The following is a 290-nucleotide window of genomic DNA, read 5'->3' on the forward strand; positions in this document are numbered from 1 at the left end:
ACCGGCTTGCCGGTAGTCAGCGTGGCGCGATTGGCGTTCAGAAACCCGCAGCCATTGCAGGTGATGCCGGCCGGATTCGCAACGATGACGTTCGCCCGGTTGCCCGCCACTTCCAGCATGCCCCGCAGTTGCGACGGATTGGGCGCCGTGACCTGGTTCAGGATGGTGGTGGCACGCTGGTTGCCCAGCATGGGGTTGCCCGCCACTTGCCCCGCCACCTGAGTCTGGCTCGCCCCGCCACTATTGTTCAGCACCACGCCGGACGGGCCGACGTTGAACTGCGTGTAGCG

General features: G+C 66.2%; 1 protein-coding gene. It reads right to left on the minus strand.

Annotated features, from left to right (window positions below; genetic code table 11):
- On the minus strand, positions 1–290 hold a 290-nt coding region (locus tag U858_RS34120; protein WP_042886135.1), incomplete at both ends, for a filamentous hemagglutinin N-terminal domain-containing protein.

Source organism: Achromobacter sp. DH1f, assembly GCF_000633435.1.
GTDB lineage: Bacteria > Pseudomonadota > Gammaproteobacteria > Burkholderiales > Burkholderiaceae_B > Achromobacter > Achromobacter deleyi.